General features: G+C 71.9%; 18 protein-coding genes. 4 read left to right on the forward strand and 14 right to left on the reverse strand.

The window, feature by feature from the left end:
- Positions 1 to 8: 8 nt before the first annotated feature.
- A complete protein-coding gene (locus ACIBG6_RS02210) occupies positions 9 to 554 on the reverse strand; it encodes a PadR family transcriptional regulator (RefSeq protein WP_399220567.1) in 546 nt (181 codons plus the stop codon).
- Positions 555 to 658: 104 nt separating this feature from the next.
- On the opposite strand from ACIBG6_RS02210, the gene ACIBG6_RS02215 reads away from it, so the two are divergent.
- Positions 659 to 1,426 carry an alpha/beta fold hydrolase gene (locus tag ACIBG6_RS02215; RefSeq protein WP_399220568.1) on the forward strand — a complete coding sequence of 256 codons (768 nt, stop codon included), beginning with the start codon at positions 659 to 661 and terminating at the stop codon, positions 1,424 to 1,426.
- A gap of 103 nt (positions 1,427 to 1,529) precedes the next feature.
- Here ACIBG6_RS02215 and ACIBG6_RS02220 read toward each other — a convergent pair whose 3' ends face one another.
- The 4 genes from ACIBG6_RS02220 to ACIBG6_RS02235 form a co-directional block, all read right to left on the reverse strand.
- Positions 1,530 to 1,961 carry an SHOCT-like domain-containing protein gene (locus ACIBG6_RS02220; RefSeq protein WP_399220569.1) on the reverse strand — a complete coding sequence of 144 codons (432 nt, stop codon included), beginning with the start codon at positions 1,959 to 1,961 and terminating at the stop codon, positions 1,530 to 1,532.
- 32 nt (positions 1,962 to 1,993) lie between these two features.
- Positions 1,994 to 2,254 carry a hypothetical protein gene (locus ACIBG6_RS02225; protein WP_399220570.1) on the reverse strand — a complete coding sequence of 87 codons (261 nt, stop codon included), beginning with the start codon at positions 2,252 to 2,254 and terminating at the stop codon, positions 1,994 to 1,996.
- Positions 2,251 to 2,616, reverse strand: a complete 366-nt coding sequence (locus ACIBG6_RS02230) for a DUF2089 domain-containing protein (protein WP_399220571.1) — start codon at positions 2,614 to 2,616, stop codon at positions 2,251 to 2,253. The genes ACIBG6_RS02225 and ACIBG6_RS02230 overlap by 4 nt, the downstream gene beginning before the upstream one ends.
- Positions 2,617 to 2,793: 177 nt before the next feature.
- Positions 2,794 to 3,201, reverse strand: a complete 408-nt coding sequence (locus tag ACIBG6_RS02235; RefSeq protein WP_399220572.1) for a RidA family protein — start codon at positions 3,199 to 3,201, stop codon at positions 2,794 to 2,796.
- Between the two features lie 102 nt (positions 3,202 to 3,303).
- On the opposite strand from ACIBG6_RS02235, the gene ACIBG6_RS02240 reads away from it, so the two are divergent.
- The 3 genes from ACIBG6_RS02240 (at position 3,304) to ACIBG6_RS02250 (ending at position 5,049) form a co-directional block, all read left to right on the forward strand.
- Positions 3,304 to 3,708, forward strand: coding sequence for a winged helix-turn-helix transcriptional regulator (locus tag ACIBG6_RS02240; RefSeq protein ID WP_399220573.1), 405 nt, complete (start codon positions 3,304 to 3,306; stop codon positions 3,706 to 3,708).
- 123 nt (positions 3,709 to 3,831) lie between these two features.
- Positions 3,832 to 4,437, forward strand: a complete 606-nt coding sequence (locus ACIBG6_RS02245) for a maleylpyruvate isomerase family mycothiol-dependent enzyme (protein ID WP_399221159.1) — start codon at positions 3,832 to 3,834, stop codon at positions 4,435 to 4,437.
- A gap of 114 nt (positions 4,438 to 4,551) precedes the next feature.
- On the forward strand, positions 4,552 to 5,049 hold the full coding sequence (locus tag ACIBG6_RS02250; RefSeq protein WP_399220574.1) for a GNAT family N-acetyltransferase: 498 nt from the start codon (positions 4,552 to 4,554) through the stop codon (positions 5,047 to 5,049).
- 124 nt (positions 5,050 to 5,173) lie between these two features.
- On the opposite strand, the gene ACIBG6_RS02255 is transcribed toward ACIBG6_RS02250, so the two are convergent.
- The 9 genes from ACIBG6_RS02255 to ACIBG6_RS02295 form a co-directional block, all read right to left on the reverse strand.
- The gene (locus ACIBG6_RS02255) at positions 5,174 to 6,025 is read right to left on the reverse strand and encodes an MBL fold metallo-hydrolase (protein ID WP_399220575.1); all 852 of its coding nucleotides are present in this window, start codon (positions 6,023 to 6,025) and stop codon (positions 5,174 to 5,176) included.
- Between the two features lie 199 nt (positions 6,026 to 6,224).
- The gene (locus ACIBG6_RS02260; protein ID WP_399220576.1) at positions 6,225 to 7,073 is read right to left on the reverse strand and encodes an ABC transporter permease; all 849 of its coding nucleotides are present in this window, start codon (positions 7,071 to 7,073) and stop codon (positions 6,225 to 6,227) included.
- Positions 7,074 to 7,138: 65 nt separating this feature from the next.
- On the reverse strand, positions 7,139 to 8,206 hold the full coding sequence (locus tag ACIBG6_RS02265) for an ATP-binding cassette domain-containing protein (RefSeq protein WP_399220577.1): 1,068 nt from the start codon (positions 8,204 to 8,206) through the stop codon (positions 7,139 to 7,141).
- A 121-nt stretch (positions 8,207 to 8,327) separates the two neighbouring features.
- Positions 8,328 to 8,483, reverse strand: a complete 156-nt coding sequence (locus ACIBG6_RS02270) for a VenA family class IV lanthipeptide (protein ID WP_384153012.1) — start codon at positions 8,481 to 8,483, stop codon at positions 8,328 to 8,330.
- 56 nt (positions 8,484 to 8,539) lie between these two features.
- The gene (gene lanL / locus ACIBG6_RS02275) at positions 8,540 to 11,257 is read right to left on the reverse strand and encodes a class IV lanthionine synthetase LanL (RefSeq protein WP_399220578.1); all 2,718 of its coding nucleotides are present in this window, start codon (positions 11,255 to 11,257) and stop codon (positions 8,540 to 8,542) included.
- A gap of 236 nt (positions 11,258 to 11,493) precedes the next feature.
- Positions 11,494 to 13,782, reverse strand: coding sequence for an ADP-ribosyltransferase domain-containing protein (locus ACIBG6_RS02280; RefSeq protein ID WP_399220579.1), 2,289 nt, complete (start codon positions 13,780 to 13,782; stop codon positions 11,494 to 11,496).
- Between the two features lie 156 nt (positions 13,783 to 13,938).
- Complete coding sequence (locus ACIBG6_RS02285; RefSeq protein WP_399220580.1) at positions 13,939 to 14,562, reverse strand: hypothetical protein; 624 nt, start codon at positions 14,560 to 14,562, stop codon at positions 13,939 to 13,941.
- 189 nt (positions 14,563 to 14,751) lie between these two features.
- Positions 14,752 to 20,763, reverse strand: a complete 6,012-nt coding sequence (locus ACIBG6_RS02290) for an amino acid adenylation domain-containing protein (protein WP_399220581.1) — start codon at positions 20,761 to 20,763, stop codon at positions 14,752 to 14,754.
- Entirely contained in the window at positions 20,760 to 21,551 is a 792-nt protein-coding gene (locus tag ACIBG6_RS02295) for a class I SAM-dependent methyltransferase (RefSeq protein WP_399220582.1), read from the reverse strand. Before ACIBG6_RS02295 ends, ACIBG6_RS02290 begins: the two co-directional genes overlap by 4 nt.
- Positions 21,552 to 21,589: the final 38 nt, after the last annotated feature.

A 21,589-nucleotide genomic window follows, 5' to 3' on the forward strand; every position in this document is an offset into this window, starting at 1 on the left:
CGCGCTTCCTACGGCGCCGGCGGGCCGGATCGGTGGTCCAGGGTGGCGATCATGTCGTGCAGCCAGGCGAGTTCGGCCCGGGACGTGGCCCGGGCGATCAGCAGGATGCCGCTGCGGAACGGGTCGGTGACCTCCTCGGCGCCGAGCGGCCGTGCCTCGTCGTAGAAGAAGCTGGCGGGCTCTTCGAGGAAGGCGAGCCGACGGCGGAGCACGGCGGCCTGCTCGGCGGAGTCGTCGAGGTGGCGGAGGAAGGCCAGCACGGTGAACCAGCGGTTCTCGTCGCTGATGTCCAGCTGCTCGGGCGTACGCAGCCGTTCGAGCAGCGCCGACCGCCCGGCCGGAGTGAGGTGCAGGGTGTGCCGGGGCGCGGCGGTCGATCCGGGCTCGGTCTCGCGGACCAGCAGCCCGTCGGCTTCGAGGCGCTTGATCGCCGGATAGAGGGTGCCGTCACTGAGCGGGCGGATGTGGCCGGTCAGGGCGGACAGGTGCCGGCGCAGTTCGTAGCCGTGCATGGGCCGGTCCCGAAGGAACCCGAGAATCGCGAGCTTGAGCATGGCCCCATGCTGTCAGGTCCTCCATGCGGTCGAGATATATCGGTTCCGCGATACCTCGACTCCGAGGTATCGTCGGGTGTCATCCCGCGAGCAAGGAGTCGGCCATGCGCCATGCCCCCGTCACCCCGAACGGCGACCGGATCCGATGGGTGGAGATCCCCGGCACCGAGCCCACCAGGCTCTACCTGCACGGACTCGGCGCCACCTCGCCGGTGTACTGGGCCGCCGCTGCCGCGCACCCTCTGCTGGCCGGTCGCCGTTCACTGCTGCTCGACCTGTTGGGCTTCGGTATCAGCGACCGGCCCACGGACTTCACCTACACGCTGGAGGCGCACGCGGACGCCGTGGCGGCGGCACTGGATGCCGCCGACGTGACGGGCGCCGAGGTCGTCGCGCACAGTCTGGGCGGGGCGGTGGCGATCCTGCTCGCGGCCCGGCATCCGCGCCTGGTCGCGAAGCTGCTCCTCGTGGACTCCGTCCTGGACCCGGCCCCGCCGGTGCCCGCGCACGGCAGCAGCGGCATCACGGCGTACACGGAGGAGGAGTTCCTGACCGACGGCTGGCAGCGGACCGAGGAGCGGGTCGGTCCGCTCTGGTGGTCCACGATGCGGCTCGCGGGACGCGAGGCCCTGTACCGCACCACGGTCCATCGGTCGCGGGGAACCGCCCCGTCCCTGCGGGAGCACCTGGCGGGCCTGTCCGTCCCCCGCACCTGCCTGCACCCGGAGGCCGACGGCGAGCCGGCCGACGCGGCGGGACTGCGGGCCTCGGGCGTGACCGTACGGGCGATCCCGGACTGCGGCCACAACATCATGTTCGACAACCCCGAGGCGTTCGCGCACGCGGCCGCCGACGCACTGAACGGCGGCTGACGCGGGCCGCGGTAGGACCCGCGGCAGGCGTTCCGCTCTGGATGCTTCGACGCCGGCCGTCCGCCCTCGTGGTCGGGGGCGGGTGGCCGGCGCCGTGGCGGTGTCACTCGCAGAACACTTGCACCTTGGCGTCGGTGTCCTCGACGTCGACGACGATGTCGTCGAGGTGCTCGATGAGCTCCTCGAGGTGCTGCGGCTTGAGCTCGGTGAGGTCGATCGGTACGCCGGACCTGTTCAGCTCCGCGTTGACCTTGGCGACCGCCTGCGGAGGGAGGAGGCTGGTGAGCCGGACGCCGGCGCGCAGCAGCTGGAGCGGGACCCGGATGTTGACCCGGCTCGCGCCGTCGCCGCCTGTTTCGTCCGCCGCGTCCACCACGACGCGCAAGTACTTGGGGCGCGCTTTCGGGGCGGACGAGGCGCGCGGCGGCGGCTCGGGCCGGTCGCGTTCGAGGGCGTCGATCAGCCGCTCGGCCTCGTCGGCGGTGATGCTGCCCTCGGCCAGCATCTGCAGGACCTGTCGGCGTTGCTCGTTCATGGGAAACTCCTCGCTCCTCTGGCGGTTCTGCCTCATTTGACGCTTACGAGTACGGCGGTTCGGCCCTGCTCGAGCTCGAACAGGGTGCCGGGCAGCGCCCACAGCAGTCGCCCGGTGCCGCGCAGCGCGCCCACGGGGTCGACCCGGGTGGCGAGGCAGGCGATCAGTCCGGCCAGTGCGGCGAGCAGGAGTAACGGTGACAGCGCGAGCGCGACCGGCAACAGCGGGACGTACAGCCGCCGTGGGCGGCCGCTGGGGCGGTGGTAGCGCACCGTCACCAGCTGCGGGATCATCGGGTCTCCTCCAGCTCGGCCAGCGCCTCTTGGGCGCTGATGTCCCCTCGTCGCAGGCGGTCGACGATGTCGGCGGCGCGGGTGGGCGCGGGGTCGGTGTCGACGAAGTCGAGGTGCTCGGCGATCCGCTTGAGCCGGGACTTGACCGTCGGGTAGCTCACCCCGAAGATCCGCTCCATCTCCTTGATCGAACCGTGGGACCGTACGAAGGCGGCGACGAACACCTGGTCGTCGATGCCGAGTTGAGCCAGCTGGGGCGGCTCGAACTGCCCCTCGATGGCGATTCCGCTGCCGGCGAGACGGACCCGCTCGACCACGAACGGCTGCCCTTGTGTCAGGTCCGTCAGTTCCTGCCAGTCCACGCTCGGCTCCTTACTCTCGATGCGAGCCTGTCGTTCAGTTGTACTTTGAGATTCTTAAGATGACAACGCTCAAACGTTAAGATTCTCAATCCAGCCTTCGAATGGCTGATCCTCGACTGCGCGCCGCACTCGCGGTGGGGAGGCGTGATCCTCCGGCGGACCGTTCGGAGCCGCCGGTCAGTCGATGACGGCGGTCGCTTCGAGCTCGACGAGATGGTCGGGTACGTGCAGTGCTGCCACGCCGATCAGCGTGGCGGGCGCCTGCGGGGTGATGCCCAGCCGCGCGGACGCCCGGGCGATGCCGTCCAGGACCAGTGGCATCTTGTCGGGGGTCCAGTCGACGACGTAGACGGTCAGTTTCGCCACGTCCGCGAAGGAGGCGCCGCCCTCGGCCAGCGCGGTGCCGACGTTGAGGTAGCAGCGCTCGACCTGTGCGGCGAGGTCGCCTGCGCCGACGGTGACTCCGTCGGCGTCCCATGAGACCTGGCCGGCGACGAAGACCAGCTTCGTTCCGGTCGCGACCGACACCTGCCGGTACACCGGGATCTCCGGAAGTCCGCTGGGGTTCACCAGGCTGATGGTCATGTTCCCGCCCTTCGTTGCACTCTCTTGTGGTGACTGAGGAACCGTAGGAGAGTGGCTGCCGGCAGGGAAGAACGCACTTTTCGGTGACGGGGGAACCAAGCGGTGACCAAGCAGTTCAGCGGCTCGCCCGACGACGCGGACGTCCGGCGCGCGGACTCCCTGGCGCGGGAGATCTTCTCGGACGTCGCCAACAAGTGGGCGCTCCTGATCATCGAGGCGCTGGGTGACGGCACCTTGCGTTTCAGCGAGCTGCGTGACGAGATCGAGGGCATCAGCCACAAGATGCTCACCCAGAACCTGCGCATGCTGGAGCGCTACGGGCTGCTCGTGCGGACGGTGCACCCGGTCGTGCCGCCGCGGGTCGAGTACGCGCTCACCGAGCCGGGTCAGGCCCTACGGGTCACGATCGACGGCCTGTGCGACTGGACGCACCGACACCTCGGGCACATCGAGACGGCGCGTCGCGACTTCGACGACGCGGCGATCGCTCCACGAGGCCGAACCTGAGCGCATGATCGTGATGCGGCCCGTCGCAGGTATCGCCATCCCGCAGGATGGGTACTGCGGACCGATGATCGGAAGGGCGCTGTGGCCGATGAAGGAGAAGTCGTGACGGATGACGTCTGGTCGATGGTCCATGCGGAGCGTGCGGCGCTCATCGAGGACCTCTCGCACCTCGACGACCGGCAGTGGGAGCAGCCCTCGCTCTGTGCCGGGTGGACGGTCCACGACGTGGTCGCCCACCTGGTCGACACGTACCGGACGACACGCCTGGGCTTCGTCGTCGGCCTCGCCCGGGCGCGGTTCGACTTCGACCGCCAGAACTCCGTAGGTGTGGCCCGTGAGCGCGGGACCACACCGCAGGAGACCCTGGACCGTCTTCGCCGGGTGGCCTCGCGGACATCGACCCCGCCGGCGCCCCTCGACAGTCGGCTCGTCGAGGAGGTCGTCCACGGTGAGGACATCCGGCGCCCCTTGGGCCTCACCCGTACCTACCCGGCGGACGCCGTGGCCAGGTCACTTCGCCTGCAGACCCGGACCCCGGCTTCGTTCGGCGGCGCCAAGGAGCTGATGGCCCGCGTCCGGCTCACGGCGACGGACGCCGACCTGACGGTGGGGACCGGCCCGGAGGCGAGCGGCCCCGCACTCTCCCTGCTCCTGGCCGTATCCGGGCGCCGGGTGGCGTTGGACGACCTCAGCGGGCCGGGAGTCGCCGCGCTGGGGGAGGACGGCTGACGCCGCGATAGGTCTTTCCCGGCGCCAATTCCTGTTTGCCCGTGCCGTCGACGACGGTCTACCGTCGGCCGGTCCCGCACCGCTCGTGCCCCGCTGCTGCCTGGGAGACCGCCCGTGCCTGTCCGCCCCGCCGCCGCTCGCGATGCCGACTTCCTGTGGGACATCCTGCGGGAGGCGTACAACTGGAACGGCGAGCAACGGTTCACCGTCGAAGAACTCGCCGCGGACCCGCACGCCGTGCGCTACCTCGCCGGCTGGCCCCGCACCGACGACTTCGGGGTCGTCGCCGAGACCGATGCCGGCGAACCGATCGGCGCGGCGTGGGCGCGGCGCCTGCCCGAGGACGAGCCCGGGTACGGATTCGTCGCGACGGACGTCCCCGAGCTGACCCTCGGCGTGTTGCCCGGACACCGCGGCCGCGGCCACGGCCGAACACTCATGGAGGCGTTGATCCGGGCCGCCGCCGAACAGCCGGAACCGGTCACCCGACTCAGCCTCAGCGTCGAGGACGGCAACCCCGCCGTGCGCCTCTACACCTCCCTCGGATTCACCCGCGCCGGGCGCAACGGCGGCTCGGACACGATGGTCCTGGACGTCCCGGGCGCTGGGTGATCCGTCCGGGGGAGTCGCGGGCGGCCATCCAGATCGTGAGGTCACGGGCGATCTCGTCGATGCCGGTCTCAGTGGTCGTTGGCGCCGGAAGGCAGCAGACCCCAACGCCGCGCGGCAGCGCCGCTCACGTCGCCGACGGCCGCGGCTGCTCCGGCGGAACCGAGCTCTCGGCAACCGCCATCCACTGGTCCAGGTCGGTCTGCGTGAACTCTGTCCACGGTGGGATTCCGGGGAGCCGGCGGAGGAGGTCGTAGGCCTCGGGGATCCGGGCTCCGCGGAGGACCGGGCAGTGGCAGCCGGCGATGACCTCGGCGTCCAGGTGTTGGAAGTCGGTGACGACCGTCCCGAACTTTTCGGCGTCCAGCAGGGCGACCCACGGGGAGACCAGGCTTCCGCCGAAGAACTGGCCGTCGCGGAATTCGTCCGGCGACAGCGCCGCGATTTCGGGCATGGGCGTCGGCACGTTCGTGGCGAAGGTGTCCACGGCCCACAGGACCTTGGCCTTCGAGTCGAAGAGGGCGCGGGTCGTGGGGTTGTCGTACAGGGGCGGTCGCTTGGCGACCAGGGTGCGGTCGCCCACGTCGATCGTGTCGCCGTCGGTCATGAAGCGGCACCGGTTGATGGGGGTCTCCCATTCCTCGGCCATGCGGCCGATGGAGAACCATGTCGTCAGCAGGGTCGCGTTCGGGCATTCGGCGAGGACCGCCAGGAGGTTGCCGGCGTGGTCGCGGTCGTCGTGGGTGAGGAAGATCCACCGTACGTCCAGGGGATCCACGACGGACCAGGCTGCCTCAAGCCACTGGGCGCGCACCGCGGGCGCCCCGGTGTCGACGAGGACCGGTTCGGTTCCTCGGATCACCATCGAATTCATCGGGAAGTGGCCGACCGGCGGAGCCTCAAGGGCCCACGGGATGACGAACGTCTCCTCGGCGATCTTGTACGGCTGCAGAAGGTCGAAACTCTCCATGGTTGTCATCGCTGCTCTCCCTAGGACGGAGTCGCCGCAGCGTCCATGATTCCAGTGCAGCCCCGGGCCGGGCTGTCGTCAAACGCAGAACGCGGAACCCGTGCCGGTCGGCTTCGGTGAGCGACGAGGCGTGCACGGTCGGCGCCGGCCGTCCCGGCCCGTGGTCAGAAGATCCTGTGGGGTTTCGGGCAGTCCCCGAAGCGGTGGGTCATTCCGGGCGGTTGAAGCGCCGCGAGGCCCACAGCAGTGCGAGGGCGCCGCTTGCCAGGAGGACGGCCGCTTCGAGGAGGAGCGGGGGTTGCCGGCCTGCCCACTCGATGCCGGGGACGGCCTGCCCCGAGGGTACGTGGTGGGCGATGCAGCGCCGGAGGAGGTCCACCGCGTACGCGAGAGGGTTGGCGTTGGCGAGTGTGCGGGCCCAGCCGGGCAGCGCGTCCAGAGGGAAGAAGCCGCCGGAGAGGAACAACAGCGGCATCATCACCAGGCCGAGGAGCGTGTGGAACGTCTCGGCCCTGCGGAGGGTCACGGCCAGAGCCAGCGCCAGGGCGGTGATCGTGAAGGACGCCAGGATCATGCCGGCGAGGAGCGTGGCCAGGAGGAGCGGGTCGTAGGGCAGGCCGACCGCTCCGGCGAGGCCGAGCAGGACGGCGCCCTGGGCCGTGGCGGTCAGCGTGCCGCCGGCGCAGTTGCCCAGGAGGAGGGTCGAGCGGCTGACGGGGGCCATGAGGAGTTCTCGCAGGTAGCCGCTCTGCCGGTCGGTGATCAGGCGGATGCCGACCATGATGGCCGGTGTCTGCACTGTCATCATCAGCATGCCCGGGAAGAGGTAGGTCTGGTAGCCGACGCCCAGGGAGGACCGGGGGATGAGGGCGGCCAGTCCGCCCCCGAGGATCAGCAGATAGAGCACGGGGTGGAGCAGCATCAGCGCGGTGTGGGCGCGCTGGCCGGCCAGACGCAGCAGGTCGCGGTGGACCAGGGCGTGGATCGCGCGTAGTTCGTGCCGGAGGCGGGCCCGCCGTCCGTGGCGGGAGATGCCAGAAGCCTCAGTGGCGTGCATGGCGTGCACGGCGTGCATGGCGTGCGTGGCGTGAGCGGTGTCCGGGACTCGCTGGGCTGAACTGGTCATTGGCTGCCGCCGGTTCCCGCGGTTGTGGTCAGGCTGCGGCCCGTGTGATGGAAGAAGACGTCGTCGAGCGTGGGCCGGGACGCGGATGCGGCGTGGACGGCGATGCCGTGGTGCTCCAGCGTCGCGCAGAGCCGGGGAATCCACGCGCTGCCGTCCGGCACCCGCAGGCAGATTCCGCCGCTGTCCACGGTGACGGCACTGCCCGGCGGCGCGATGCCGCGCACGACCCGCCGTGCCGTCGGGTCGTCGCTCGTACGCAGTACCACCCGGTCGTCTCCGATCGCGGCCTTCAGCGCGAGGGGCGTTCCCTGTGCCACCAGGCGGCCGCGATCGATGATGCCGATGCGATCGCAGTTCTCCGCCTCCTCCAGGTAGTGGGTGGTGACGAAGAGGGTGCTGCCGTGCCGGTCGCGGAGCGCGCGCAGGTGTTCCCAGACCTGGGCGCGGGCGTGGGGGTCGAGGCCCGTCGTCGGTTCGTCGAGGAACAGCACCCGGGGGGAGTGCAGCAGGGCACGGGCGATCTCCAGCCGTCGTCGCATGCCGCCGGAGAGGGTGCGTACCGGGGCGTGTCGCCGGTCGGTGAGGCCGGCCGTCTCGAGTACTTCCGCGGCGCGTCGGCGGGCTCGGCGGCGGGGCATTCCGTAGAGACGCGCATGGATGTGGAGGTTCTGGTCGGCCGTGAAGTCCGCGTCCAGCGTGCTGTGCTGGAAGAGCATGCCGACGTGGCGCCGTACCTGGTCCGGTTCGGTGAGCACGTCCGCGCCGGCGACCGTGGCGTGCCCGGCGGTGGGGCGGGCCAGGGCACACAGGAGGGCGATGGTCGTGGACTTCCCCGCTCCGTTGGGACCGAGGAAGGCGAAGGTCTCGCCTTGCGCCACGTCCAGGTCCAGGCCGCGTACGGCACGGGTCGTGGTGCCCTGCGGGCCGGGGTAGCTCTTGACCAGGCCGCGCGTGCTGATGGCCTGGGCGGGCTCGGGGGTGTGTGGGGTGGCGTGCGTGTCGGTGACGGTCGTCGTCGTGAGTGCTGCCGGGGCCACGGCGTCATCGCCTGCGGGGAGCTGCATGGGTCCGGTCCTCTCGTCGGGATACGCCCACCGCGGCCTCCCGGCGTACGCGGCGCTTCAGGCCGTCGCTCCGGCCGGCGGCTGTCCCGGGACAGCCGCCGGCCGGATGTTGCCGGCTGTCCTAGGCGCAGCTGATGCCGATACAGACGGTGTTGAGGAGGGTCAGCAGGCCGACGCACTCGCACGTCGCGGCGAACGGGGCTCCGTCGACGCCGACGGGGTCGGTCTCCGGAAGGGCGTGGAGCCGGGCCAGCAGTTCGAGGTCCTTGTTCTCCATGATTTTCTCCTTCTTTTTGTTCTTTCCTGTGGGGGGAGCGGCGGACTTCCCGTCGCTCAGTCCGGCACCTGGACCATCCAGTGCCGGGGGTCGTTGTGCCGGAGCCGTACGAGGAAGGCCAGGATTCCGGCGGATCCGTCGCTCCAGCTGGTCGAGACGTCCCCGTACTCGTTGGGGAAGACCACGTGGCCGTGCCGTTCGGCGCGCTCACCGAGGAGGAGGCGGGACACGTCCTCGGCCATGGCGCGGTAGACGGGGTCTCCCGTGGCGTCGGCCACGTCGAGGAGGAAGTCGCCGTTGCCCGCCAGTCCGTGGCACTGGGTGAGGGCGGCGCGGGAGGCACGTTCCATGACGGCGTGGGTACTGCGGCGGGCGAGGTCGCCGAACCTGTCGTCGCCCGTCGCCTGCCACAGCCGGACGAGGAACGCTCCGATTCCTGCCGCACCATGACACCAGTACGGGGCCGTGGGCACGTCCGAGCCCTGGGCGGGCCACTGGGCGGCCTCGCCGGCGAGCACGGCGTGGGCCAGCAACTGCTCGCCGGCCTCCAGGGCCAGTTCCCTGTGCTCCGGGCGCTGTGAGACGGCCGAAGCGGCCAGGAGGAAGCAGCCGATGCCGGCCGTTCCGTGAGCGAAGCCGAGGTACCGCTTGCCGCCCTCGGAGGAAGCGGCCTCCGCGGGAACCGGCCAGCTCACGCCCGTCGCCGCACGCTGTACGGCGGCGGTCAGCCGGTCGGCCGCGCCGACGGCCAGCTCGGCGAAGCGCGGATCGCCGGTGCGGTGCCACAGGTGGAGGGCGGCGAGCCCACTGCCCGCCGTGCCATGGGTGATGTCGTGATGGGGCGTCACCTGCTGCGGGGCCAGCGCCAGGGCCAGCGCGTGGTCCGTGAGCCCGCGGTCGTCGACGGCCCGCCCGGCGTCGTACAGCGCCCAGGCGGTGCCACGGCCGCCGAAGTGCAGGCCGGGGCGTGGGGAGTGGAGATCGGTGCGGGCCGCGATCCAGTGACCCGCCGTGGAGATCAGGCCGGGCAGGCGTGCGTCGCCGGTGAGTTCCCAGTACCGCGTCAGGACGGCCAGGACACCGGCCGCGCCCTGCTGGACGGTGCACGGATCGCTCTCCCCGGCCATGGTGGACACGGGCCACAGCCGCCCGTCGTCCGCCGGAGTCATCGAATCGACCAGGTGGTCCACCAGGCCGGTCACCGCATCATGGGGCCCGTCGTTGTGTGCGGAGTGAGGGACGGCGCGGTTCCCCGGTCGCACCGACGCCGCCCGCCGGAGAGCCTCGCGCGCCCTGGCGGGATCCCATCGCTCGGCGGGATCGTCCTTCATCAGCCCGAGGACCATCTCCGCCAGGCCGTCCGGCAGACCGAGCGGACCCGTACAGGAAGCCAGCCACCCGGCGAGCCGCTGCTCCGCTGCTCTCGCGGCAGGCTCCTCGGGCAGCAGGTTCGGCACCTTGCCCGCGAGGACGAAGCACGCGGTGGCGCCGAGGCTGTAGTAGTCGCCCGTCGGATGGACGGGTGCGTCGGTCAGACGCTCGGGGGCGCTGAAGCCGGGCGTTCCCACGCGGGTCGGCAGAGCGGGCTCGTCCTCCATGACGGCGAGCTCCAGGTCGACGAGGCGCAGCTCGCCGTCCGGGCGGACCATGATGTTGGCGGGGGTGAAGTCCCGCAGGACACAGCCGCGGGCGTGGACCGCCGCGACGAGTTCGACCAGGCGCAGGACCTGAGCCGGCGCGTCGGCGCGGTAGCGCTCGGCTCCGGCGTCGCGGAAGTGCTCGGCGACCCAGGTACGCAAGGTCACGCCCGGCACCTCGACCTGGGCCAGGAACAGGTGTCCGCCGTGCTCGAACAGGGCAAGCGGCTCCGGAGCCAGCCCCGTGCCCTGCAGCTTGTCCAGCGTCCGGGCCTCGGCGCGCAGCCAGTCGCGGACGTCGCGGCCCGAAGCGTCGGCCTCCACGTGCGGGCGGGCTTCCTTGATCACCACGGGTGCGCCGGTGCGGACGTCGCTGCCCCGGTACACGCCGCCTTTGTTCGTGTGCCGGATCGCCTCCCGTACGGCGAAGCGACCGCCGAGCAGCACCGGTCCGCTCGCCGTGCCTGCCGTGCCCGCCAAGCCCGCGGTATTCGCCGTGGCCTCCGGATCCCTCGTGTCCGCGGACCGTGGCGCGACGGGCACGGAAGGGGGGAACGGGCAGACCGCCCAGGACGGCGGGGAATACTGGCCGGTGCGCTTGTCCTCTACGGGATTGCCGTCGGGGTCCTCGATGAACCACACGAGCAGGCCGTCGTCCGACAGCCGGCGCCGGCCGACGAAGGAGCCGTACCGGTAGTGCACCAGGGAGTGCGCGGCGTAGGGCTGGTCGGACAGGATCCGGGGGCCGGTCAGCCCCGCCGTCGCCCGGTGCAGGTCCCGGGCGAGCCGAGCCGCGTCGGCGTCGGAGCGCGGGTAGACGGTGATGAACTTGCCCGAGCTTCCCCTCGGCGTGGCGCGGGAGTTGAGCGCGCTCACCTGATCCAGCGACCGGGCGAACTTGAACGCCGACTCCTCCCGCAGCAACACCTCCAGGGCCTTCCCGAGGACGGCCGGCGCGGAGGCGGCCGTCGCCGACACGTGCAGCTTCCATCCCTGCTCGCGTCGCACCCCGGTCAGGGGCGCGACACGGCACCACATCTCGTCCGTACCGGACGTCCAGCGCGCGTCGGCATCCGCGGCGTGCAGGGCCTGGCGGAGGAGGTCTTCCAGCTCGACTTCGGTCACGTGGCTCGTCATTGACTGTCCCTCTCAACGGTGAGAACCGCTGGTCGGAACGTGCCCGGTGACATGAGCGGACCAACACACAGGCGCCCGGATTCACTTGATCCGGCGAGCGCACAGCGCTGCCGAACCCTCCGCGGGCGCGCCCGGCGCGGCCGGCGGCGCACGATACCGGCCCCGCCGTCCGCCACCGAGCGCCCAACCGGGCTTACCCGCCCCGCGCCCCGCGGCCCCCGCCCCTCACCCCCGCTTTACGACACCAGCCCCTGCCCCTCCAGCTCGGTCAGCCGCACCGTGCACAACCCCCCACGCTCCGCCTTCACTTCGGTCACCGTCAGCTGCGTGCCCGGAGTGAGGAGGTACTCCTCCTCGCCCGTGAACGCGGAGAACCGACGGATCCCCACGGCACGTACGGGTGTCACCTCGAACAACGTCCGCTTGCCGCGGTTGCCGAGGAACGCCCGGGCCACGCCCAACTCGGACGTGCACGACGACACGCCCCACCACGTCACCGTCCGCCCCAGCGGGTACTGGGACCGCAGGTCCAGTGCCACACCGCGCCACAACGGCTCCGTCCTCGCCGGCAGCCCCGCCACCGCCGAGAACAGCAGGCGCAGGTACGGCAGATACGGCACCAGCCGCTCCCGGTCAGGGGACCGCAGCACGGCGTTGATCTCGCGGTAGAAGGCCGACTCGCACGTGTACAGGTACAGCGCGGAGATCGCGTCGGCGGACAACCCGGCCGCGGACGGTACCCCCGTCTCCACCGCGGCCTGGGCCTCGGCGACCTTGGCCTCCGCGAACCGACTCGACCGCTCGATGTGCCGGTCCAGGTTCGCGAGCACCTGCGACACCGGCTCGACGGCCTTCCGGAAGTCCATCACCGGTGTGTCGAACACCCCGGTGATCGGCGGCAGGACGAGGCCCTCGTCCTTGACGCTCGTGAGCCGCTCCAGATAGAGCTGGTGCAGCTCCATCGTCGACGCGATGAACGCCCCCATCCGCTCCGAGACGCCACCGCCCGCCGTCCCGCCCGTCCCCGCCGCGTCCTGGTCCCAGCCCTTCCGGGGCAACCAGTCGACCGGCTCGGCCCCGACCGCGGCCAGGGCGTCGTTCACCTGGGCGAAGTGGTCTCCCTCGCAGAAGATGTCACCCTGCGCCGCCGGGTTCGCGTGGTCCAGGTGCCGGACCTCGACCCCCGGGTACTTCTTCTCCAGCCGCTGGACGACCCGCTTCAGGCTCCGGGCGTGCGCGCCCCACCAGGCGAAGACCACACCCCGGTCCTCCTCCGCGGCAGCCTGCTTCGCCCGAAGGATCTCCTCGACGATCTGCTCGGCCACGGGCCGCCAGAACGACGTGTGCCGATCGGTCGGCACCGCCCCGTCCGCACTCGCCGTCAGGGACGCGTTCAGCAGGAGCACGCCCTGGGTGAGCATCGCCTGGAACCACTCCGGCGGCTGGACCGTGTCCTCCTTCTTCAGCAGGGCTCGGATGTCCGCGATCGGCGTCTTCTTGGCGACGCCGTACTTCCACATCGCGGCCGCCTTGATGATGCAGCGCATGCTGACCACCCGGCCGAACTGGCTGTCCTTCCAGTCGCCGAAGGTGTTGTCGAACATCGCGATGCCGGTCGCGCTCTCCGCCCGCGGGTACGGGTTCTGTCCGAAGGCGACGACCTTCCACTTCTGCGGCGGATGCGGCTTCAACGCCTGGAACGTCAACTCCCGTATGGGAACGACCTCCGGGCTCCGCTTCGGACCGATGAAGTCGGCCGCTCCCGGCTGCGCCTCGATCACCGGACCGAGCAACGGCAGCCACGGCTCACCGCCGCCGGCGAACAGCTCGGCCAGCCCCAACGGGTCCCCGGCGGAGGGGGAAGGCCCCGAAGGCCCCTCCGGTACGTTGATCCGCACCCGCTGTGCCGGCCCGGCGCCCTCGATGTCGTCGAGCTGCCCGAGCACCGCCGCCCGCAGCGCGTCGTAGTCCGCGAACCCGTGGTCGTGGAACAGGGTGTAGCCCGTCCACATCAGATTCGCGCACACCGTCGCGGGCACGCGCCCCGTCCGCGCGCCCATCCCGACGAGCGCCACGGACCGGATGCTGCCGGGCTTGGCCCGGTTCTGCAGGTGCACCGCCTGGAACGCGGCCGCGCACGCGAGCGCCACGTTCATCGTGTCGCTGACGTTCTGCGAGGACTGCCACATGGTCGGCGTCGAGATCAGATACCGCGGTACGGCCGCCCCGGACGGAACGCACACCGCGCTGCCCACGGGCAGGCTTCCGCCGAACCCGTCGCGGATCGCCCGCTGCACCCGCACCTGGATCCCGGCACCCAAGTGCCGCTTGACGAGCGCGTCGACACCGCCGTCCATCCGGCCCCGTGCGTTCGTCGGCGACACCCAGGCGTCGACGTCCACATCGAGAAGGGAACCTCTCCGGATCTCGACCGCGGGCGTGTCCGCGAAAGCGGACCGCCAGGCCGCCACCACCTCGTCGTTGACATCGACCAGAACGACCCTCAACGCACGCTCGACACCCACGAATCCACCTCTCTCGCACACGCTCTCGAACAATTCCGAAGCTACAGCGCCCCACTGACAACCCGCCGAGGCCCCGCGTCAGGGCCGGTCGGCCGTCGGGTGGGCGTCCGCGGAGTGGACGGCGCGGAGAGTGCGGCAGGCGGCGGCGAGCTGTGCTCAGACGCCGGTGTGTCCCCCGTCGCCCGCGCCGAGGACGGGGACGGTGAGCTTGCGTTCGAGGGCCTGGGGCGGGGACCACAGTGCGGTGCGCCGCTTCCGGTCCTCCAGGCCCTGGCGTTCGGCGCGACGGATCCCGGGCACGGCGAGGGCCAGGGCGACCAGGGAGGTGGCCAGACCGGCGCCGAGGAGGACACCCGCACGAACGGCGCCGTCTGCCAGGGTGAACGGCAACGCGAACCCGAGGCAGAGAGTGCCGAGGCCGCCGAGTACGGCCACGATCCACCACAGCGGGGTGAGCGGGTGCTCGTCGCGCAGGTGGTCGAGCATCTGGCGGTCGATGGGACGTCGCCGGGCATGCTTCTCGGCGGCGGCGAACAGCTCGGCCCGCCCGCGCAGTGCCCACACGGCGTGGGCTCCCACCCATGCGCCGGGCAGCGCGAGGATCACCACCAGCACCAGGAGCACCTGGACCGCCCGCGGCACCGGCATCCAGCCGGAGGCGTCGGCGACCAGTGATGCCACGGTGGCTCCCACGAGTACGGCACCCGCCGCGGTGGTGGCCACGAGCCCGCGCCGGGCCCGGCGTACCCGGGCACTGAGAGGGAACTCGACCGTGTCCAACGTCTTCTCCGTTCGATGACCACGGGTACTCTACGCAGCCCGCCGAGGACACCCCGGCGGCTCCCTCGGGCTGGGGACGGCGACCTGCGACGGGATCCGACAGCGCCGGACAACGGATCCCGTCACTGGCGACGACCCGACTACCGGATCGTCCGCCTACCTGCCTCCTTGTTCACCCCTCTCGTTCCCTCACCCCTTGCTCCTGAGCTTGTCGACCGTGACCGCCAGCTCCGCGATCGTCCGCGACGTGAACATCTCCCGCAGGCCGATCGCCACCCGGAACCCGTCGCGGATCCGGGCGACCAGCCGGGTCGCGGCCAGGGAGTTCCCGCCGAGCTCGAAGAAGTTGTCGCTCACTCCGACCCGGGTCAGGTCCAGGACCTCGCACCAGAGCGCGGCGAGCCGTTCCTCGGTCTCGGTGCGCGGTGCGACGAACCCCGGCGCGTCACCGGCCTGCCTGGGGGCTGGCAGCGCGCGCCGGTCGAGCTTGCCGTTGGCGCTGAGCGGCCAGCTGTCCAGCGCCAGTACGTGGTCGGGGACCATGTGCGCCGGCAGCCGGTCGCCGAGCCAGACCCGGAGCCGTTCGGTGAGCGGCTCGGCCGGTTCGGCGGGTCGGGCGGGCGCGTCGCGGTCCACACGACCGCCGAGCAGGGAGTGGACCAGCACGTGGCGCTCGCCGAGCGCGAGCAGCGGCCTGACCGGGTCGAAGGAGAGCGCGCCGATGGGGCAGAGGCCGATGTCGGTGCGCGCCGCCTTGTCCATGAGGAGCTGGCCCATGTATCCGGCTTCCAGCAGGCACATGTCGCGGGCGATCGAGCCGTACATGGGCTCGATCGCGTCGAGGTCGGCGACGAGGAACACGCTGAAACCGGACGCCTCGAAGAGGGCGCGGTTGTGCGGGGCGTGGATCGCGGCGTCGACCGTCGCGTCCTCGTCGAGGGTGACGAGCGCGTTCTCCGTCGGGTCGAGGTAGTACGTTCCCGCCGGGAGCCCCGCCACGGCACCGGCCTTCACGTACGCGTACGTCTGTACCGGGTAGAGGCCGCCGGCGGACGGATAGCGGCACTTGGCCAGCCCGTCCGACTCGTCCTGTCGCAACACGCCGAGGCAGTCGGCCAGTTCGGCGAGACTGACCGGCTCGGTGAGGAAGTCCCGGTCGCTGCGCCGCCGCGACGGCTCGTCCGGCACGCGCGGGAGGACGACCCGGGGGCGTTCGGGCTCCCGGCGCAGGCCGTGCCGGGCGAGCTTGAACGCGGCCCGGCTCAGCGGGTCGAGCACGGTGACGCCGCTGCGGCGAGCCTCCTCGACGTCGGCCGCGTCCGGGCCGGTGACGACGTACGCGACCAGGCCGTCGTGGCCGGGCCGGTCGGGCCGGCCGGTCGCGGTGACGACGGCCGATGCGACGGCGGGGTGGGCGAGCAACGCCGCCTCGATCTCGCCGAGTTCGATGCGCTGGCCGCGGATCTTGACCTGGAAGTCGGCCCGTCCCATGAACTCGATGGTGCCGTCGGGGCGCCACCTGCCGAGATCCCCGGTGCGGTACATCCGCTCCCCGGTGACGGGGTGGGGGACGAACACCGCGTCGGTGCGCGCGGCGTCGCGCCAGTAGCCGTCGGCGAGGCACACACCGGAGACGTACATCTCGCCGGTGACCCAGTCCGGGCACTCCTGGAGCCGCTCGTCGAGCACGTAGTAGAGGACGTTGGCGAGGGGAGTGCCGTACGGGATGCTCCGCCAGGCCGGATCGACCTCGGCGACGCGGTGCCAGATGCTCCACACGGTCGTCTCGGTCGGTCCGCCGATGGCGAGCACCTCGACGCCGGGCGCTGCCTGCGCGAGCCGGGGCGGCACTGCCAGCGGGATCCAGTCGCCGCCGAGCACGGCCAGTCGGAGCGAGGCGAGCCGGTCGCCTTCGCCCCCGCTCTCCAGGAGCATCTCCATCATCGCCGGCACCGAGTTCCACAGCGTGACCCGATGGGTGGCGATCAGCTCGCTCCAGTGCACCGGGTCGCGGCGGTCGGCGGCGGCGGGCACGACCAGTGTGCCGCCCGCGCCCAGCACGCCGAAGACGTCGAAGGCGGACAGGTCGTGGTGGAGCGCGGTGACCCCGAGACCGCGGTCGCCCTCGCCGATACCGTACGACTCGATGGTCTCCACCAGGCAGTTGACGAGCGCCCGGTGACTGACCATCACGCCCTTCGGCTCGCCCGTCGAGCCGGAGGTGAACATCGTGTACACGAGGTCCGCCGGGCTGCCGCCGATGGGCAGCGGCGCGTCGGTGACGGCGGGCAGCGGCATGTCCACGCTGAGCCGCAGCGGTCCGGCCGGCCAGTCCAGCCGGTCGTCGAGCCGCGACTGGGTGAGGACGAGGTCGACCTCGCCCTTGTCGAGCAGGTGGCGGAGACGTGCGCCGGGCAGTTCCGGGTCGATCGGCAGGTACGCGGCGCCCGAGAACAGCACGCCGTAGGCGGCGACGATCTGCTCCCAGCCCTTGTCCATGACGATGGCGACCAGCCGGCCGGGCCGGGCACCGTGCGCGCGGAGCCAGGCCGCCACCTGGCGGGCGTCGGTGTCGAGTCGGGCGTAGGACAGCGTCCGGTCCGGGGCGATCAGCGCGGGCGCGTCGGGGCGGGCGGCCACGTGCCGCTCGAAGAGGTGCTGCACCTGGATGTCCGGTACGGCCCGGGTCGGGCCCGCGCTCTCCCGGCGCCGCTCGGCCTGCGCCGGGGGCAGGGCGAGCGGCCCGCTCCGCGACCAGGCGTCCTCGTCGGTCGCGAGCCGGTGCAGCAGGGCCGTGTGCGCGGCGAACATGTCGTCGAGGAGCCCGGCCGGGAACAGGTCGTCGACGGTGTCCCAGTTCAGGAGGAGCGCGCCCTCCTCCTCGTGGACCTGCTCGTCGAGGGAGACCTGCGGGGTCTGCGAGACGGCGAAGACGGGGGTGAGCAGCCGCTCCAGCGGCGTCTTCGCCGCGGTGGCGAAGGCGAGGTTGCTGGTCATGACGACCGGCATGAGCGCCTGGTCGAATCCGCCCTGGAGCCGCATCAGCTCGCGCAGCACCTCCACTCCGCTGACGTCCTGGTGCCGCAGGTCGGACCTGAGCTGCCGCTGGAGGCCGCGTGCCCGGTCCCGGAAGGTGGCATCGGTGCGGAAGTCGACCTCCAGCAGGGTGAACGACGCGAACTGGCCGAACACCTCGTGGTACGCGGGGTCGTGCACGGGCCGGGTGAGGCGCGGCACGTTGAGCGTGAAGTGCCGGCTGGTGCTCCAGGTGGCCATGGTCTCGGCGTACGCGGCGAGCAGCAGTCCCGTCGGGGTCAGCCCGGCCCGGCCGGCCCGTTCCTTCAGGCCCTGCCAGAGCTCGGCGGGCAGGGTCGTCTCCCGCCGGGTGAACCGCGGCCGGTCGATCGATCCGGCCCGGGCGGCGGCGGGCAGCTGCGGAGCCGGGGGCAGCTCCGGCAGCCTGCGCCACCAGTAGTCCCGCGCACGCCGGTACGCGGCCCCCTCGTGCCGCTCCGCCTCGGCCCGTACGTGGTCGCGGAAGGTCCTCTCCGGCGCCGCCGGCTGGGAGTCCGGTGCGTCGTAGAACCGGGACAGGTCGTCGAAGAGCAACCGCCCGGAGGAGAAGTCCGCGATCAGCGAATCGACGCTGAGGTGGATGCGCAGGCCACTGTCCAGCCGGGTGGCGGCGACCTCGAAGAGCGGCCACTGGTCGGCGGGACGCACCTCGTGCGACAGCCGGTCCCGGGTGGCCGTCAGCGCCGCCTCGGCCTCGTGCGGTGCGCGGCCGCGCAGATCGGTCACCCCGATCTCGTACGGGGGTACGTCGGCGAGGATCCGCTGCTCGTTGCTGTCGGGCAGCATGACGGCGCGCAGCATCTCGTGCCGGTCGATCACGCGCCGCCAGGCGTGCTCGAACCGGGGCAGGTCGAGAGCGGGGGCGTCGAACTCCAGATAGACGTGGGTGGAGACGTTGCCCAGCTCGAAGGCGCCCGTGCGGCCGAGGCAGTACGCCTGCTGGGTGTCCGTCTGGGGGAAGGGGGCGAAGGCGGAGGAGCCGCCGGAGGAGTCCGCCGGCTCGGTGGCGGAGACGGCGGTGAGCGGCGTCTCGGCCGGGATCAGCTGGCCTTCGGCGGTGAGGGGGAGTCCGGACGGGCGCTGCCGGAGGACGGTGGCCGCGAGCGCGGTGATGGTCGGATCGCCGTCGAACACGTCGTCGGCGATGTCCACGCCGAGGTCGCGCTCGATCCGGCCGACGAGCCGCAGCGTGGCCAGCGAGTCCAGGCCCAGGTCGAGCAGCGGCCGCTCCCGGTCGGGTGCGTCCGCGCACTCCGGCACCAGGGTCGCCACCAGGCTGCTCAGATAGGCCTCGACGGCGCCGTGGGGTCGGTCGGCGAGGGGCCGCTCCGGGAGGGTGCCCGTATCCCCGGCGGTCCGCGCTCCGGCGCTCCACGCTCCGGCGGTCCACTCTCCGACGACGGCGAGGGTGCCGTCGAGGAGGGCCTGCCGGATGGCCCGCCGCTGGATCTTCCCGCTGGAGGTCTTGGGGATGGTGCCCGTACGCACGAGCACCAGGCCGTGGAGGCGGACGTCGAACTCCGCGGCGATCGCCCGGCCGACGTCCCGCGCGACCTCGGCCACGGGCGGCAGCTCCGCCCCGCGCCGCAGCTCGGCGACGAGTACCAGGTGCTCCGCGCCGCCGTCGTCCACGGCCACGGCGGCCGAGGAGTTGGCCTGGAGGGCGGGATGGCTCTGCTCGGCGCGGCGCTCGACGTCCTGCGGGTAGAGGTTGCGGCCCCTGATGATGATCAGGTCCTTGCTGCGGCCGGTGACGAACAGTTCGCCGTCGCGGAGGAATCCCAGATCGCCGGTCCGGAGGAACGGGCCCTCTCCGGTGGACAGTTCGGCCTCGAAGGCCGCCGCGCTCTCGTCCGGGCGCCCCCAGTACCCGTGGGCGACGTTCGGGCCGCCCACCCAGATCTCACCGACCCGCTCGGGGCCGCAGACGGTCGCGGTGGCCGGATCGACGACGAGCAGCCGTTGCCCGCCGACGGCTGAGCCGCACCCGACGACCTCCCGCCTCCGGCCGGGCCCCGCGTCGGCGGTGCCGGGGACGACGCGGTGCGCCTCCAGAGCGGGGGCGTCGACGGTGATCGCCGACGAGGGGGTGAGGTACTCCCCGCAGGACACCATCAGGGTGCCCTCGGCAAGACCGAAACTGGGCCGCAGCGCTTCCCTGCGCAGCCCCCAGCGGGAGAAGTGGTCGGCGAACCGGTCCAGCGTCGCGGCCCGTACGGGTTCCGCTCCGACGATCACGGTGTCCAGCGTGCTCAGGTCCAGGGGCTGGTGGTCCGCGGGATCGACCCGGTCGACGCAGAGGTCCAGGGCGAAGGGGGGCGTCGGGGACGAGGTGGCACCGTAGGCGGAGATCGCGCGCAGCCACTGGAGGGGGTCGAGGACGAAGGTGCCCGGCGCCATCAGGACGGCGGTGCAGCCGGCGACGAGGGGCTGCAGGATGCCGCCGATGAGCCCCATGTCGTGGAACGGCGGCAGCCAGCTCACGATGCGGGAGTCCTCCGAGGTCCGCGTGCGGGCCTGGATCTGGGCGGAGTTGTACAGGAGGTTGCCGTGGGAGACCATCACACCCTTCGGTGCGGCGGTGCTGCCCGAGGTGTACTGCAGGAACGCGAGGGAGTCGGTGCCGACGAGCGGATCGGTCCACTCCTCGGCGTCGGCGGTGACGGCGCTGCCCGGCAGCCACGTGACGTCCCGCAGTTCGGGCGCGTCGAGCAGCTGCTCGCGGACGCGGGCCGTGATCCGGTCACCGGTCAGTACGGCGGTGGGCGCCGCGTCCGCGGCGACGGCCCGGAGCCGGGCCAGGTTGCGCGCGTGCGGCGGGTAGCACGGTACGGCGATCGCCCCCGCGTACAAGCAGCCGAAGTACGCGCTCAGGTAGTCGGGGCCCGGCGGGTGCAGGATCAGCACCCGGTCGCCGGTCTTTCCGTCCTCCTGGAGGGTCGCCGCCACCACCCGTGCGCGGTGGTCGAGTTGCGCGTAGGTGAGGCGGGCCTCCTCTTCGCCGTGGCTGTCGAGGAGGACGTACGCGAGGCGGTCGGGCTGGTGCGCGGCCCGTGACCGCAGCAGCTCGACGAAGCTGCTCGGCCGTCGGCCGAACACCTGCGGGAAGGGTGCGGAGAGGTTCATGACTCCTGGGTCCCGTCTCGGTCGTCGTTGTCGGCGTCGCTGTCGCTGTCGCTGTCGGCCGTGCGGTCGGCCGGCTTCGTCGCGCTCACCAGCAGGGTCGGGACCCAGGGGCCGCTCCACCACATCCGGGGGCCGGCGTCGGTGCAGGTCGTGTCGACCGCGCCCGCCGCGCGCAGGATCTCGACGTAGCGGCGGGCGTGGAAGATGTCGGCGATGAGCAGCCGACCGCCCGGCCTGAGGACCCGATAGGCCTCGCGCACGGCCTCCTCGCGGCCTCGCGCGCTGGTGATGTTGTGGATGGCCATGCTCGACACCACGACATCGAACCGGTCGTCGGCGAGGGGGAGTCGCCGCATGTCCGCCGTGACCAGGTCGACCTGGTCGGCGACCCGCTCGAGCTCGGCGTTGTCGGCCGCGGTCCGCTCGTCGTTGCCGGACTGGTCGACCGAACGCCAGATGTCGACCCCGGTGACCCGGCCCTTCGGCACCCGGCGCGCCACCGCGGTCAGCACCGCTCCGCGCCCGCAGCCCAGGTCCAGTACCCGCTCGTCGCCCTGCAGGTCGAGCGCGTCCAACTGCTCTTCCCAGACAAGGAACTTGCCCCGTACCGAAGCGTGCAGGAACAGCCCTCCCGCGACGGCCAGAACCGGCGGGATCCGCAGCAGCCGGCGGGGCCCGCCCGCGGCGACCGCCGCGAGCGGTGCCACGACCCCGGCGCCGAACGCCAGCAGCCAGTTCGGGGCGTCGACGCCGTAGCGCCCTTGTCGTCGTAACGATGTGTTGCTCATGAAAGACAATCCTTGATTCGCGATGTCCGTACGGAGGG

Source organism: Streptomyces sp. NPDC050842 (assembly GCF_044456565.1).
Taxonomy (GTDB): domain Bacteria; phylum Actinomycetota; class Actinomycetes; order Streptomycetales; family Streptomycetaceae; genus Streptomyces.

Coding starts and splice junctions, on each gene's coding strand:
- ACIBG6_RS02270 (WP_384153012.1), bottom strand. CDS start 8,483: ATGGAGAACAAGGACCTCGAACTGCTGGCCCGGCTCCACGCCCTTCCG.
- ACIBG6_RS02255 (WP_399220575.1), bottom strand. CDS start 6,025: ATGACAACCATGGAGAGTTTCGACCTTCTGCAGCCGTACAAGATCGCC.
- ACIBG6_RS02260 (WP_399220576.1), bottom strand. CDS start 7,073: ATGCACGCCACTGAGGCTTCTGGCATCTCCCGCCACGGACGGCGGGCC.
- ACIBG6_RS02265 (WP_399220577.1), bottom strand. CDS start 8,206: ATGCAGCTCCCCGCAGGCGATGACGCCGTGGCCCCGGCAGCACTCACG.
- ACIBG6_RS02245 (WP_399221159.1), top strand. CDS start 3,832: ATGGTCCATGCGGAGCGTGCGGCGCTCATCGAGGACCTCTCGCACCTC.
- lanL (WP_399220578.1), bottom strand. CDS start 11,257: ATGACGAGCCACGTGACCGAAGTCGAGCTGGAAGACCTCCTCCGCCAG.
- ACIBG6_RS02290 (WP_399220581.1), bottom strand. CDS start 20,763: ATGAACCTCTCCGCACCCTTCCCGCAGGTGTTCGGCCGACGGCCGAGC.
- ACIBG6_RS02220 (WP_399220569.1), bottom strand. CDS start 1,961: ATGAACGAGCAACGCCGACAGGTCCTGCAGATGCTGGCCGAGGGCAGC.
- ACIBG6_RS02210 (WP_399220567.1), bottom strand. CDS start 554: ATGCTCAAGCTCGCGATTCTCGGGTTCCTTCGGGACCGGCCCATGCAC.
- ACIBG6_RS02225 (WP_399220570.1), bottom strand. CDS start 2,254: ATGATCCCGCAGCTGGTGACGGTGCGCTACCACCGCCCCAGCGGCCGC.
- ACIBG6_RS02215 (WP_399220568.1), top strand. CDS start 659: ATGCGCCATGCCCCCGTCACCCCGAACGGCGACCGGATCCGATGGGTG.
- ACIBG6_RS02295 (WP_399220582.1), bottom strand. CDS start 21,551: ATGAGCAACACATCGTTACGACGACAAGGGCGCTACGGCGTCGACGCC.
- ACIBG6_RS02235 (WP_399220572.1), bottom strand. CDS start 3,201: ATGACCATCAGCCTGGTGAACCCCAGCGGACTTCCGGAGATCCCGGTG.